The following is a 14367-nucleotide window of genomic DNA, read 5'->3' on the forward strand; positions in this document are numbered from 1 at the left end:
TTAATGGGACGCGCCCACAGTGATACGTTCTGTTTTAAGTTTACGCTTGATCCAAAACCCGTAAAACGCAATAAACAAATAACATAGTAATGGTATAAAAAAACCAACAGCCATCTTAGAATGATCAGAAATCAATCCCATAATGGGTGGACAGAAGGCTCCCCCTGCAACAGCCATCACCAAGAAAGAAGAAGCCTTCTTTGTCAATGTACCTAGATCTTGAATTCCTAGCGCAAAGATGGTCGGAAACATGATGGACATAAAAAAATATGTCGTAAACAGGCTGAAAACCGAAAGCCATCCGATATCAGCAATGACAACCGTAACCAACACACTATTCGCTATCGCGTACCACATCAAGAGCTTTCGCGGGCTAATAAATCGCATGAAATAGGAGCCCGTAAGACGGCCAATCCAGAATGCCCCCATCCCACCGAAAGCGAGTAGAATCGAAGCCGCCTGTTCGTTATTTTTGGGCATAAAAAATTCACCAAAATAGCCCAAATGTCCCATAATATGACCAATAGGTGTTTGTAGATCATGAACTGCGTCGATGACATAATTGATAAAAAACGAGTTCGTGCCTGTCTGTGCAGCGACATATAAGAATTGCGCTGCAACAGCCAATATAAAAGCTGGATATTGCAATAGCTTTCGCAATGGTGGATTTTCTTCCCCATCTGTATCAGGGTCTTCTTTGACTTCGGGCAACTTGATGACCATAAAAATGAGCAGCACCACCACCACGATACTACCAATCATCATATAGGGAGTCACTAAAGAATCAAACTTATCATGTTCGCCCGTTGACTCCATCCCAAAAACGAAAAGCCCTCCAATAAGTGGTCCTAATATCCACCCGAGTCCGTTGAAAGATTGAGAAATATTAATTCGTCGGGCAGCTCCAGCCTTATCTCCCAATACAGTAGAATAGGGATTAGCAGCAGTTTCTAAAAAAGTAAGTCCACAGGCCAACACAAACAAAGCGATCAGGAAAGGAATAAAAGCGCCCAAGGCCGCAGCAGGATAAAACATAAAAGCACCTATAGCAAAAATAGCTAGGCCAAGGATAATACCTCTTTGATACCCATAGCGTTTAATGAATAATCCTGCAGGCAGCGCCATGGCCAAATAACCAATATAAAGAGAAAATTGTACAAAGCCTGATTGTGCTTTACTGACATGTAAAAGATCCTGAAAATGCTTATCTAAAACATCTAAAAAACCGTGGGCAAATCCCCATAAGAGAAACAGGCTACAAATAAAAATGAACGGCACAAGATAATTCACGCCCTGCTCATTGACAAAGAGGGATCTTTTCTTTTTTCCAGGGTCTACATTGTTCATGGTGATAACAATTTTATTGATGTTTAAATCTTATTTATACAATGGCCCATATACCCGGCATGCACTATAATCGCTTCCTTCCCTGTCCATTCCAAAAGCTCCCCATGCCGATGGTCGAAAAATATCGTCTTGAGCGATATTATGCATATTGACCGGAATCCGTAACATGGCCGCCAATGTAATCAGATCGGCACCGATATGTCCATAACTGATGGCGCCGTGATTGGAACCCCAATTGGCCATAACGGCATACACCGTGGAAAAATTAGCATCATTGGTCAAGCGAGGTACAAACCAGGTTGTCGGCCAGATTTTATCGGTACGTTCATCGAGCGTACGATGCACTTCTTCGGGCAATGCTATGGTCCATCCCTCGGCAATCTGCAATACCGGTCCAAGTCCTTTCACAAGATTGAGNNAATGTCGTGGCCTTGAGGCAGGCATCAACTTCCTGATCCGAAATCTCCCAATGGGGTTTCATCACGGGTTTGTCACCAATACGCTGCTTACCCGTGCCGTCAAGGGTTGCCGACCCTGAATTGATCAGATGCAAGAAACCATCGGCAGCCCTTCCTTCTGGCTTCCAGCCCGACACGCGCGCTACGGCTTCCGGACTCCAATAGGTACGAACATCAGCAAAAATCTGTGCCGTATTGGTCAATAAATAATTAAATAGCATGGACACTCCGTTCAAGGCATCATTTTCTGTAGCGACGAGATACGGCGCCCGTATACCATTCCAATCGAAAGACGAATTCAATAGGGCCTCCGAGAAATCACCATCCGGTAAGAAATCTGTCCACTGCCGTTGTCCCTGAAATCCCGCCAAAAGGGCATGATGACCTTGTGCTTCCTCGCCAAATCCCTGATCGACAAGCCTTGGATTGCCGATCATCAGATCACGCATAATCATCGTCATCTTGACAACGAACTCCCAATCCTGATCTTTCTCCTGACGGTTTTTGATGTTCTTTTCCCGATTAAAATCTTCACCTTCCTGACAATGTTCACGTGTCCAATTCAACGCCAGTTTATATTCCTCCGGATCGAAGATATTTTGTTGTATCCGGCGCAGGATTTCTGAGGAGTCCACATATTCATTACGCATACCCAGATAACTCTGAAAAAAATCTGCGTCTACAATAGATCCGGCTATTCCCATCGAAACAGAACCGATAGCCAAGTAGGACTTACCCCGCATGATAGCCACAGCTAATCCTGCTCGCGCAAACGCGAGCAGTTTTTCACGTACGTCTTCGGGTATATGCTGGTCTCCCATATCCTGTACGTCCTTGCCATAGATCCCAAAGGCCGGTAGCCCCTTCTGGTTATGGGCGGCCAAGGTTGCCGCCAGGTATACTGCTCCCGGTCTTTCGGTACCGTTAAAGCCCCAAATAGCTTTGGGCAGCAGGGGGTTCATATCCATTGTTTCAGAACCATAACACCAGCATGGTGTCACAGAAAGTGATACACCTACATTTTCGCGTTCAAACTTCTCGGCACAATGTGCCGCTTCTTGCACCCCGCCGATACAGCTATCTGCGATCACACAGGCCACCGGCGTTCCGTCAGGATACCGCAGTTCGGTTTGAAATAGAGCAACGACAGCCTTGGCCATATTCATTGTTGTCTCTTCCAACGACTCTCGGATGCCCCCCAACCGGCCATCTATGATCGGGCGAATACCAATTTTAGGATATGTTTTCATATTTATTACTTTTTAGGTTGACCAAAAATTGTTGAAACACGTGCTAAGGACGTTCCCAATACCTTCTCAGCTATCGTATTCAATTGTGTTTTATCGCCTGTAAAATGAAAGACGCTATGACTGTGCACAATCTGTTCATTGGGCGGAATAAAAGCCGCAGGAGAGACACTTTCGATTTCATAAAAAGGCCCCATTTGCGTACCATCTGCCAATGGACCGTCATTATAGGCATTCATTGCATCACCTAGGAAAGGGTCTTTTTTTGTCGTCCATTCCTGGTTGAGATAGGTGGCGCCATTGGCTACATCAAAAAATGTGATGGTAAGCACACCTTCATCGGCGGCGTAACTCCCCGCGATGGGCTTCGCACGATGTGGCGGTATCCCCAGTTTGCCCCTGGACAAACCATCGGCTTTAAAGTATAATATGCCTTTTTCCATGGCAATACGGTCGGACTGAATCTCACCAAAGTAGTCTGTTGTGGCCACTTTCCCAGTAGCATCCTCTTTATAGGGGATTAAAATCACTGTTTCAGGGCTAGGTGTAAACATATCCAAACTCCATATGCAGGGTGCTCCGGTCTTTTTATCCCAGCTAAAATCTCCTGTATTGCGCAAGCTATTAGTGGTTTTGAAGCCAACAGATTTCACCTGATCCCCCAATGCAACGGAAAGCATTTGCTCAATTTCTTTACGTTCCAATATCTCGACTTGACGATTGACGTTTATTTTGAATTGCGTCCCGGCATAGTTTTGCAGTTCCATATCCTTGGCGAGTCGCACACTTTTCGTGGAGGACGAAATCAGGGACCAGCTTTCGTTGTCAATTGCTGCCGGAGTATGCCAGTTGTCAAATACCATCTCCTTATTGGGCGCAAAGAACAACGAAAAAGGACCTCCCTCCGGACCCAGCCATAGTCGATCTTCACCACCATAGGCATTCATGTGTGGATCAAGAGCTTTATCGAATGCTTTGTAGTTGATCCAGCCAAAGCTCCTTCCCTCCGCCCCCCCGGCTGTAGAAGTGAATACCTTACCTTGATATTTGGGAGAAACAATGAGTTGCGCATCAGTATCTGAAGCTGAGAGAACAATCAGCTCCTTATCCCATTTTTGAAGAAAAGTGAGGTCGTCAGCAAAATTAGATTTGCCTTTTTGTGTATGCCCCGGCTCCTTATTGTTTCCCTGACAGGCGGAGAACATAACTGAAAATATGATCATAGCGTTGAATAGTTTTATTTTCATGATCCTAAACTTTAGTTGATTTCTATCCCATTCTTTCCCGGAAGCGGTTTAAATTTCCCGTGAGGTTCAGTCTGATACCAGTAAGCGACTGAAATGATATCGGATTTCTGCGGTAGATATCGGTCTTCGGAACGCCAGCCCAGATCTTGAACCGTCACCTTTAGGTCGCCGTCAAAACGCACAGGATCTAGAATATGCCATCTATACATGCCAAATCGTTGCTGAGAATCATATATACCATCCGGCCGAATGACCTGATGTAGTCCCGCATATGGGGTAGTAAATTCCTGATAGCGTCGGGTTTCTTTATTTTCAAAATTGTACGATCCACAGAAATAATCTTCCAGCCCTGTCGTCACAATCGTTGCAAACTCTTTATCGCCATCGAGAAAGAACTTGACCTCACCTTCACCCCACCAACCAGTATTGTTAACTCCTACGGCCAAATAGGTTCCCACATAATGTCCCTTACCCTTTACACCATCAAGAATGGTATGTAAAGAACCTTCGGTGGGATGGGATCTCCGGTATTGCGCATGAAAATAGGCTTCATCATTTGCAACCTCAGTCTCAGCATAATTGACTTGATAATAGAGCACCATAGGATGAATGCTCACATTCTCCATAGTTATTTTACATTTTTTCCGAAAGGGCATTTGCCAATAGGAATTAAATGCACTCCCCGGGTTGACGGTCATGGCCAGTGAATTTAAAGGCGCATATTTATTCCAGCCCATGCCGAAAAAGGCACCTACCGGAGCTTCAATTGAAGGCTCGGTCTCCCCGTCCCAATAAAACCTGATAATGGATTGACTCCAGTTTCCCGTAGGTGTCATCCAGATGTGCTGAATGATTCCCGATCCGTCTATTTCGGCCAGTGTAAAGGTCTCACCGGCACCGATATGAACATACGGATTAACTTTCCAGCCTACGCCCAATTCACGGGCGGCTCGGGAAGCATTTGCCTGGTTCCGCGCCCCCTCCTTTTCATTTGGGACAGCCATTCCACCTTTACCTTTTCCACCGCTAAAATTTTCAGGACTGATAGACCTGGTTTTAGCATTCGATAGTTTGGATAGATTAGTCAGTCCAGCTGGATTTTGAGCAAAAGATGTATAACCGAACATGACTATACACCATAAAAACATGAATCTTTTCATATGCTGTAATTAATTAGTTTTGGATGTCTATTTTCAACGGATTAAATGAATTCGATTTTCCCTATCAGCCAGATGAAAATTTTCTTTTTAAAAATTACATCTAATTGCGTCCTAAAATTGAAATATTCAATATGAACGATTGCTCATCCATTTAATCGCTTTCTGGAACTTGTTTATATAATCAGTTATGTGGAATTAATTTTATTTTTTTGCTTAATCGTTTAAACTAGAAAGGTAAAAAAAATGAAAGAATCCCGCAGCTTGTTTTAAGTTTATAATTATCAGTTATACAAGTATAAGCTTAATCGATTAAATAAACAAACAAAAAATTGTATCTTTTTTGTTAACCTATAAATTATCAACATATTAACAGCGAAAACAGCACTATTTACGTGTTTTATGCGTTTCAGCTATGGCTTAGTTAATGGACATCAAAAACAAAAAGCCGGAAGAGTAGTTCTTCCGGCTTGAAGGGCAAGGCCTTATTTTTTTATCACAGATAGGCTTTTTTCAATTTTCGCCTGGTTAGTGTTCCGCAATAATGGAACGGTCTAGATGCACATAACCGCCATCAACGTGGATCAATTGTCCTGTTGTATGGCTTGACTTTTCAGATAGTAAGAATACGGTTGTATCCGCAATTTCTTCTGCGGTTGTCATGCGATTTTCCAATGGAATACGATCGGTAATTTTTTTCAATATTTCCTCCGGATTTGGTAGCGTCTGAATCCAGGTATCGTATTGTGGCGTTGCGCATTCCGCAACAACAATCGCATTTACCCGGATGGAATAAGGCAACAGTTCTACCGCCCATTCACGTGTCAGTGCATTTCGCCCACCATTGGAAGCGGCATAAGCCGAAGTATTGCCCTGTCCGGTTTCTCCTGTTTTGGAAGAAATATTGACGATACTACCTTTAGATGCTTTCAGGGCGTCGAGGGCGTGATGCGCCATTAAATAATAATGAATCAGGTTTTTATGGAGTGAGGCGACAAATTTTTCGTAATCGCCTGAAGCTAATCCTACCCCATCATTTTGTCCCGCATTATTCACTAAACCATCGATTCGACCATAGACCTCCAGTGTCTTTTGTACTGCTTTTTCACAATCTTCAGGTTTGGACAATTCAGCTTCGATACACAAAGCATCAATCCCAAACTGTTTCACCTCTTCCCTGACTTTCTCGTTGTCGGCCTGCTTACGTCCAACAATGACAGGAATAGCCTGCTCCCTAGCCAAAGCATGCACGACAGCACGTCCGATCCCTTTCGCGCCCCCCGTAACAATAACAACTTTATCTTTTAAATGAAGATCCATAATAATTTTATTGAATTGTGTGTTTCATTGATGCCTCCAACCTGTCCGCATCCATAAACTCGTTTCACTGGTTATTGATTAAAACCTATGTCGACAACCTCGCGTTATTTATTCCCGCTATTTGGCTGTCTTAAAAAATCAGTATGCATTCTTTCCCTTTCATGCATACTGATTTCTTTCTTATAAATTATATACACGTATAGCATTCTCAGCCCAAAACGCCTTTTTTTCCGATGCTGTAAAGCTGCCCAGTTTATCCTCCACAATTGCGATACTTTCTTCATAGGAAGCTGCTAGGAGACATACCGGCCAGTCTGAACCATACATAATGCGGTCCTTTCCAAAACGTTGAAAAATATGTTCGATATATTGTGTAAAATCATCCAATTTCCATCCTGACCAATCTGCTTCCGTTGCCAGTCCGGACACTTTACATACGACATTTGGAAAGGCAGCAAGCTTATCGATAAACGCGGCCCAGTCATTAAACTCTTTTGATTTAATGGGCGGTTTGGCGATATGATCCAGCACAAACTGCAGGTTTGGATTCTGCTGTACACATTGCAATGTAGCCGCGTAATGACGTGGACGAATCAATAAATCGTAGGTGTAACCAAAAGCGGCCAGCGCTTTCAACCCGTTCAATACAGCGGGCCGAATTAAAAAATCTGGATCCAACTCCCCCTCAACGACATGACGGAAACCCTTGATTACTGGCAATTCTTTATAGCTGATCAGCTGTTGCTCGATGTCTTCGGCCTGAAGGTCGATCCAACCGACAACACCTTTGATAAAAGGGTAACTTTTGGATAGCTGCACCAGGTAGTTTGTCTCCGCGTCAGACTGATCGGCCTGAACGGCCACACTACCTGCGAATCCATTTCGCTCCAAAACAAACTGCATATCCAAGGGCGTAAAATCCCGTTGGATGACCTGCATTTCGTCGGTAATCCAACTGTCTCTAACGGGATCGTATTGCCAAAAATGCTGATGGGTATCTATACGCATAATAAAACCTAAAATGTTAGCTAAATTAATTTTTGGAATAAGCAACCACTGTCTGACGCGACTCGCCGAGGCCATCTGCTCCCAATTCGATCACATCACCTGCTTTTAAATAAATTGGAGGATTGAAACCAAGGCCTACACCAGCTGGGGTTCCCGTTGAAATCACGTCACCCGGCAATAGTGTCATAAATTTGGAAACGTAGGATACAACATGTGCGATCGAAAAAATTAAATCTTTGGTATTTCCATCTTGATAGGTCTTCCCGTTTACTTTCAACCAGATGCGCACATTATTGATATCCTTGATCTCTTCTTTGGTGGCCATAAATGGGCCCATCGGTGCGAAGGTATCACAACCTTTTCCTTTATCCCAGGTGCCACCACGTTCCAATTGATACTCGCGCTCAGAGACATCATTGTGCAGGACATAACCCGCTACATAATCCAGTGCTTCATGCTCTTCCACATAAGAAGCTTTTTTACCGATCACAATACAGAACTCCACTTCCCAGTCTGTCTTTACAGAATCTTTAGGAATCATCACGTTGTCGTATGGCCCGATTAAAGAAGTCGTGGATTTCATAAAAATAATAGGCTCAGCAGGGATTGGAGCATTGGTTTCCTTTGCATGATCCATATAGTTCAATCCGATGCAGACAATTTTGGAAGGACGGGCAAAAGGTGCTCCGATACGTTCTTCCTGAGGTATTTCAATAAGCTTACCTGCGTTTGCCTTGACGAATTCTTCCAAACGAGCCAAGCCGTCTTCTGCAAAGAACTGCTCGTTGTAATCACCACCAAATGCACTTACATCGTAATTTACACCGTCAATCTGAACTCCGATTTTCTCTTTGCCGAAGGCTCCAAAACGTATTAATTTCATAGTTTTATAGATTTGAGATTTGTCTAGTATCTAATATTTAATTATTCAATTTAATAAAACCACCATCAATAGGATAATCATTGCCGGTAATAAAACCCGCATCATCACTACAAAGAAAAAGTGCCAATTTAGCAATTTCTTCCGGCTGTGCCATACGGCCGATTGGTTGGCTTGCGGACAACTTTTCAAACATTTCCTCTTCTTTACCGGGATAGTTCTTCGCAATAAATCCATCCACAAAAGGGGTATGCACACGGGCTGGCGAGATACTGTTGCACCGGATGCCAAAAGCCATATAATCACGTGCGACAGACATGGACATCGCATAGATCGCACCTTTACTCATGGAATAGGCAAAACGATCTGTAATCCCAACCCATGCCGCAATTGAAGCCAGATTTAGGATAGCCCCTGCCCCCTGTGCCTTCATGATTGGTACAATTGCATATAATGCATTGTATGCGCCCTTCACATTCACATTAAAAATGCGTTCAAAGTCTTCGGATTTACAGTTTTCTAAATTGCCAACGTGGGCAATGCCAGCATTATTTACTAAAATATCAATTTTCCCGATATTTTGCGCTATCGTGCCAATTTCTTGTTGATCGGTTACGTTACAACGATTGAACACAGCCTGTCCTCCTAGAGCCAAAATTTCTTCCACTACAGCATGCCCACCCTCCTCATTTAAATCCAAAATATGGACTTTCGCTCCTTCCTTAGCAAATTGCACACTGATAGCGCGGCCAATTCCACTACCACCGCCTGTAATAACAGCTACTTTTTGTTCTAATTTTCCCATTGTTATTTAATTGTTAGTGTTAAAACTAGATCCGCCTCATCGTTTGATGCGGGCAAATCCAATCGTAAACTATGATCTTTATTACTAAATTTAATATCCTTATTTCCGATAAATGTCTTCACTTTCTTAACCTGATAAGGAAGCTTGGCAATAACTAATTCTTTTTTCTCAGGTTTAAGGACATGCAGGAATACCTGATTTCCTTTTCGCGTCAATGCATAATCATCCGTAGGCGCTATTCCTCCTGCTTCCGTTCCGTAAATGGTCTCGCCATAGACAGCCAACCATCTTCCAAGATCTTTTAAGCGATCTTGTTGATAGTCCTGAATTTCGCCATTCGGCATCGGTCCCACATTCAGTAACAGATTTGAACCATGTCCGGCAGCTTTAACCAGATAAGTCAAGACCTCTCTGAACGATTTACGGGTCCTATCTTTCAATTCAAAACCCCAAGATCCAGCAATCGTACCACATACCTCTTTGGGCAATTTGCCGACATCATGTGCACTTGTTCCAAATCCAGTGGTGTTCTCCCCTGGCAAATCACGTTCAAACATCTGAAAGTCCTCGCCTTCAAAAGGAGCCAGATGGTGATTGTTACCCACCAGACATTGTGGCTGCAACTTATGGATCAATTCATAAATCTCTTTAAAATGCCAATCTTCTTTGGGTTTGTCCCAATGACCATCAAACCAAATTCCATCAATTTGCCCATATTCCGTAAGAAGCTCGGTCAACTGGCTCTTCATAAACTGCACATAATGATTCCAATCGCCTTTTGTGGAGTCACGGCCTGAAATGCCACCTCCTGTTTTACCAGCTGGAAAATAATCATTCCGATGCCAATCCAGTAGTGAATAGTAAAACATGACTTTTATCCCTTCGGCACGGCAGGCTGCTACCAGCTCTTTTACAATATCACGTTTAAACGGTGACTTTTTCACGATGTTGTAATCGGATGTTTGACTATTCCACATCGCAAAACCATCGTGATGCCTTGTTGTAAAAGTGATATATTTCGCACCGGCCTGTTTAAATAATTTTGCCCATTGTTTTGCATCAAAAGAAATGGGATTAAAAAATTTAGGCAGCAATGCATACTCATCCAGGCTGATGTTCTGATTATTCATGACCCATTCGCCATCCCCCAACACGCTATATACCCCCCAATGGATAAAGACTCCAAATCGAGATTGTTCAAACCATTCCCTATTTTTTAAGTTTTCAGGACTTGGTTGGTAATGTTGCTGACTATAACCATAGGAAATGGATCCTATGAGCAAGGCCAGGCTGCAGATGACATGTTTTAGTTTCATATGGAATTATTTATGATTTAAAGGCCATATGGAATATCCAGACCATTTTGTATGCTGTGTATGCTTTTTTGACATGGATATTTCATTATGCTTGATAATTTGTTTATTTACAAAGAAACGCCCCTTCGCCAAGGAATAAAATCATCCTGTCCCAACAAGACTGCTTTAGGTTTAATTTCACCTGAAGCAACTTCAATCACATAATCAAGGATGCGATGCGCAGCCTGTTCAATGCTCTCTGTACCTTCGATAATGGTACCACAATTGAGATCTATGATATCAGGCATTTTTTCAAAAGTTTTGGTATTGGTCGATAGTTTTACCACAGGTGTAATCGGGTTTCCAGTCGGCGTGCCCAGACCTGTCGTAAATAGGACAATATTAGCTCCTGCAGCAACCTCTGCAGTGGTACTCTCTACGTCATTACCCGGTGTACACAGTAGGTTTAGCCCTGCACCATTGGCAAGTTCGGGATAGTCTATCACGGCCGCTACCGGTGAAGTACCGCCTTTCTTCGCAGCTCCTGCAGATTTAATCGCATCCGTAATTAGGCCATCACGGATATTGCCCGGAGATGGATTCATATAGAAGCCCGAACCATCTGCTTCCGCCTTAGCGTTATAGGTCCGCATTAAGCTCATAAATTTCTCCGCAGTAGCTTCATCCACACAACGGTCACTAAGCTCCTGTTCCACACCACACAGTTCAGGAAATTCAGCTAAAATGACTGAACCGCCTAAAGTCACCAGAATATCGGAAACAAAACCAAGCGCCGGATTGGCAGAAATGCCTGAGAACCCATCTGAGCCACCACATTCCAAGCCTATACATAGCTTGTCCAACGTGGCTGGCTTGCGCTCATTTTTATCCGCCTGCATCATACCGGCAAAAGTCGCTTTGATCGCCTTTTGCATCAATTCTTTCTCCGTACCCTCTTTTTGCTGTTCAAAGATATATAAAGGCCGGTCGAATCCCGGATTTCTTTTCTCGATTTCAGCCTTTAGAATAGAAGCTTGCGCATGTTGACACCCTAAGCTCAATACTGTCGCTCCCGCAACGTTTGGGTGGGTTATGTAACCGGCCAGCAAACCACATAAGGCATCGGAATCCATGCGTGTACCACCACAGCCCATTTCATGATTCAGAAACTTGATACCATCGACATTTTTAAACAAACGCTCTTGTTCATTTGAAGCCGGATTGGCCAATAAGTCCTGCCCGAGAATCTGGTTCACATCTGCTCCGGACTTGTACAAATCTATTAAGTCTTCTACTTCGGCGATATAATTATTTGCTTTCACTTTATAGCCCAATTTTTCTTCGAAAGCCGCTTTAAGTGTTAGGACATTCCGGTTTTCGCAGAATACCAATGGAATGACCAACCAATAATTTGCGGTTCCCACCGTACCATTCGAGCGGTGAAACCCGTTGAATGTTTTGTCTTTAAATGCAGTGATATCCGGTTTGGTCCAAGCTGTTTTGCGGTCCCCCATTCTAAAATCTTCGGATGCATGACGTAGATTTTCTGTTGTAATCAATTCACCGGCACTTAAATCATCATTCAGCTTACCAACCAAAACACCGTACATCAATATTTCGGCATCTCGCTTCATCGGCTGAATGGTAAACTTATGTTTGGCCGCGACGGCTTGTTTCAATGTGAACTCGCTGCCTTCGAAAACAATTGTCGTTCCTTCGGCCAAGTCCTGTAAAGCAACCAGGACATTATCCATCGGATGGATCTGTAAATAGCGTTGTATGGCCATAATTTAAACTAATTCAAATATTTTATTCATCATTACCCATTTCTCACCTGGTTTGGCTCCCGGGATGGCAGCCTGATATTTCCACATCAGTTGCTCCCACTCCTGTACCTTTTCATTGGCCGCATCCATCGCTGCTTTTTTGTCAAATGAAAAATCCGCCCCAACTTCCATGTTCATAAACAGTCTATTCTCAAAACGGTAGATTTCCATTTGCGTTACGCCGGCATCCAAAATCGATTGCTTGATCTCTGGCCACACCGCACGGTGATAATCCTCGTATTCTTTGATCAATTGTGGATCATTCACAAGATCCAATGCCATGACATATTTTTTCATCTGTATAAATTTGTTTTTTGTGATGAAGCGATCAGATTTATTCATCGAGAGCATGTTTTAAGCGGCATTTATGAGCTCGCTTTGCTCGTTTTGAATAAAACATGATGGTTTCATTGTTCTTTATTAATGTGATTTAAGATTTTCTGTTTCGGCAATACGCACGTTCCTATTTTGAAAGGCAAAGACTAATACCACTATAAAACAGACTAAAGGCACAAAATAACCGTATTGAAAATGGCCTGTTTTATCCGATATCAAACCCAAAAGCGGCGGCAATAAGGCCCCGCCTACAATAGACATAACGATTAAGCTGGAGGCAGATTTAGTATCTGCGCCAATGCCTTGTACACCAAAGGCAAAGATGGTCGGGAACATAATGGACATAAAAAATGCGATTCCGATCAAGGCATATAATGTTTGTACCCCCGTTCCAAAAATAACGAACAGCGATAACACGATCGTCACAAACGAGTAGATGATCAACAACTTGGACGCAGACACAAAACGCATAAAGAAAGTACCGATAAATCGACCCAACATAAATGCCAGTCCGGCAAAACCAGCGTAGTCTGCCCCATCTTTACCTGATATTCCCGCTACTTCGGTCGCATATAATACCAGAAAGCTTAAAATACAGACCTGCGCACCAACATAAAAAAACTGTGCAATAACAGCCCATCTTACATTTTTGTGTTTCAACGCGTGAAAAAAGCCAGCTTTTCCCTCTTCCTCATCATCTTTGATGTCCGGTAATTTGGTAAAGAAAAATAAAGCTGCGATCAATAAGATCAAGACCCCCAAAACAAGGTAAGGCATTTTTACGGAAGCAGTTTCCGACTGAATATAAGCCATTTTTGCCTGTTCAGCCATTTGCGCAAGTTCTTCCTGCGATTTGGGTTCGTGCGACAAAATAAATTTCCCGCCGAATATAGGTGCCAAAAAGGCTGCAAGTCCATTGAATGACTGCGCAAAATTAAGCCTTTGAGCCGAGGTTGAAGGGTCACCCAGTATCGCCACATAGGGATTGGCAGCGGTCTCTAAGATCGTCAAGCCACAGGCAACAACAAATAGCGCACCCAAAAAGAAAACATAACTGATCGTGTTCGCTGCCGGAACAAATAAAAAGCAGCCCAGCGCAAAGAAAAGCAATCCGATCAGAATGCCCGCCTTATAACCATAACGCTTCATAATAATCCCCGCTGGAATCGCCATCACAAAATAGGCGATAAATACCGCTGAGTCAACCAGAGATGCCTGGAAATGCGATAAACTAAAAGCATTCCGCAAATGTGGAATCAAGATCGGATCAAGGTTATGGATAAATCCCCAAAAGAAGAACAAGGAGGTCACCAAAATCAAGGCAAATGTGTAACTCTTTTTGTTAGTCATATATTCAAATGGTTATAAGTAGTTATTTTATGTAAAATAAGCCTAAAAAACCTAGACAATATTCAAGTATATTATCAATTTATTAAGCTAT

13 protein-coding genes are annotated in these 14367 nt (G+C 43.0%); all 13 read right to left on the bottom strand.

The features are described from left to right. Entirely contained in the window at nt 1–1347 is a 1347-nt protein-coding gene (gene fucP, locus B4G94_RS15055; protein ID WP_286859854.1) for an L-fucose:H+ symporter permease, read from the bottom strand. Nucleotides 1348–1377: 30 nt separating this feature from the next. Further along, a complete protein-coding gene (locus B4G94_RS28220) occupies nt 1378–1755 on the bottom strand; it encodes a hypothetical protein (RefSeq protein WP_286859856.1) in 378 nt (125 codons plus the stop codon). After that, nucleotides 1673–3055 carry an L-fucose isomerase gene (gene fucI, locus B4G94_RS15065; RefSeq protein ID WP_286859858.1) on the bottom strand — a complete coding sequence of 461 codons (1383 nt, stop codon included), beginning with the start codon at nt 3053–3055 and terminating at the stop codon, nt 1673–1675. Before fucI ends, B4G94_RS28220 begins: the two co-directional genes overlap by 83 nt. Before the next feature lie 5 nt (nt 3056–3060). After that, entirely contained in the window at nt 3061–4299 is a 1239-nt protein-coding gene (locus tag B4G94_RS15070; protein ID WP_286859860.1) for a DUF6786 family protein, read from the bottom strand. Between the two features lie 11 nt (nt 4300–4310). Next, the gene (locus tag B4G94_RS15075) at nt 4311–5459 is read right to left on the bottom strand and encodes a glycoside hydrolase family 172 protein (RefSeq protein ID WP_104383185.1); all 1149 of its coding nucleotides are present in this window, start codon (nt 5457–5459) and stop codon (nt 4311–4313) included. A gap of 525 nt (nt 5460–5984) precedes the next feature. Next, the gene (locus tag B4G94_RS15080; protein WP_286859863.1) at nt 5985–6776 is read right to left on the bottom strand and encodes an SDR family oxidoreductase; all 792 of its coding nucleotides are present in this window, start codon (nt 6774–6776) and stop codon (nt 5985–5987) included. A gap of 180 nt (nt 6777–6956) precedes the next feature. Then, the gene (locus B4G94_RS15085) at nt 6957–7784 is read right to left on the bottom strand and encodes an amidohydrolase family protein (RefSeq protein WP_286859865.1); all 828 of its coding nucleotides are present in this window, start codon (nt 7782–7784) and stop codon (nt 6957–6959) included. A 25-nt stretch (nt 7785–7809) separates the two neighbouring features. Continuing rightward, the gene (locus B4G94_RS15090) at nt 7810–8667 is read right to left on the bottom strand and encodes a fumarylacetoacetate hydrolase family protein (RefSeq protein ID WP_104383188.1); all 858 of its coding nucleotides are present in this window, start codon (nt 8665–8667) and stop codon (nt 7810–7812) included. Nucleotides 8668–8704: 37 nt separating this feature from the next. Further along, entirely contained in the window at nt 8705–9469 is a 765-nt protein-coding gene (locus B4G94_RS15095; RefSeq protein WP_286859867.1) for an SDR family NAD(P)-dependent oxidoreductase, read from the bottom strand. 2 nt (nt 9470–9471) lie between these two features. After that, nucleotides 9472–10785, bottom strand: coding sequence for an alpha-L-fucosidase (locus B4G94_RS15100; RefSeq protein ID WP_286859869.1), 1314 nt, complete (start codon nt 10783–10785; stop codon nt 9472–9474). Between the two features lie 107 nt (nt 10786–10892). Then, on the bottom strand, nt 10893–12551 hold the full coding sequence (locus B4G94_RS15105; protein ID WP_104383191.1) for a UxaA family hydrolase: 1659 nt from the start codon (nt 12549–12551) through the stop codon (nt 10893–10895). A 3-nt stretch (nt 12552–12554) separates the two neighbouring features. After that, on the bottom strand, nt 12555–12887 hold the full coding sequence (locus tag B4G94_RS15110; RefSeq protein ID WP_104383436.1) for an L-rhamnose mutarotase: 333 nt from the start codon (nt 12885–12887) through the stop codon (nt 12555–12557). A 123-nt stretch (nt 12888–13010) separates the two neighbouring features. Further along, the gene (gene fucP / locus B4G94_RS15115) at nt 13011–14276 is read right to left on the bottom strand and encodes an L-fucose:H+ symporter permease (protein ID WP_108637066.1); all 1266 of its coding nucleotides are present in this window, start codon (nt 14274–14276) and stop codon (nt 13011–13013) included. Between the last annotated feature and the right edge of the window lie 91 nt (nt 14277–14367).

It is taken from the genome of Sphingobacterium sp. UBA7625, assembly GCF_002484085.1.
GTDB classification, from domain to species: domain Bacteria; phylum Bacteroidota; class Bacteroidia; order Sphingobacteriales; family Sphingobacteriaceae; genus Sphingobacterium; species Sphingobacterium athyrii.

What these genes read in the sequence shown, in the direction of transcription:
- fucP (WP_286859854.1), bottom strand. Translation starts at nt 1,347, where the DNA reads ATGAACAATGTAGACCCTGGAAAAAAGAAAAGATCCCTCTTTGTCAAT.
- B4G94_RS15070 (WP_286859860.1), bottom strand. Translation starts at nt 4,299, where the DNA reads ATGAAAATAAAACTATTCAACGCTATGATCATATTTTCAGTTATGTTC.
- B4G94_RS15075 (WP_104383185.1), bottom strand. Translation starts at nt 5,459, where the DNA reads ATGAAAAGATTCATGTTTTTATGGTGTATAGTCATGTTCGGTTATACA.
- B4G94_RS15080 (WP_286859863.1), bottom strand. Translation starts at nt 6,776, where the DNA reads ATGGATCTTCATTTAAAAGATAAAGTTGTTATTGTTACGGGGGGCGCG.
- B4G94_RS15085 (WP_286859865.1), bottom strand. Translation starts at nt 7,784, where the DNA reads ATGCGTATAGATACCCATCAGCATTTTTGGCAATACGATCCCGTTAGA.
- B4G94_RS15090 (WP_104383188.1), bottom strand. Translation starts at nt 8,667, where the DNA reads ATGAAATTAATACGTTTTGGAGCCTTCGGCAAAGAGAAAATCGGAGTT.
- B4G94_RS15095 (WP_286859867.1), bottom strand. Translation starts at nt 9,469, where the DNA reads ATGGGAAAATTAGAACAAAAAGTAGCTGTTATTACAGGCGGTGGTAGT.
- B4G94_RS15100 (WP_286859869.1), bottom strand. Translation starts at nt 10,785, where the DNA reads ATGAAACTAAAACATGTCATCTGCAGCCTGGCCTTGCTCATAGGATCC.
- B4G94_RS15105 (WP_104383191.1), bottom strand. Translation starts at nt 12,551, where the DNA reads ATGGCCATACAACGCTATTTACAGATCCATCCGATGGATAATGTCCTG.
- B4G94_RS15110 (WP_104383436.1), bottom strand. Translation starts at nt 12,887, where the DNA reads ATGAAAAAATATGTCATGGCATTGGATCTTGTGAATGATCCACAATTG.
- fucP (WP_108637066.1), bottom strand. Translation starts at nt 14,276, where the DNA reads ATGACTAACAAAAAGAGTTACACATTTGCCTTGATTTTGGTGACCTCC.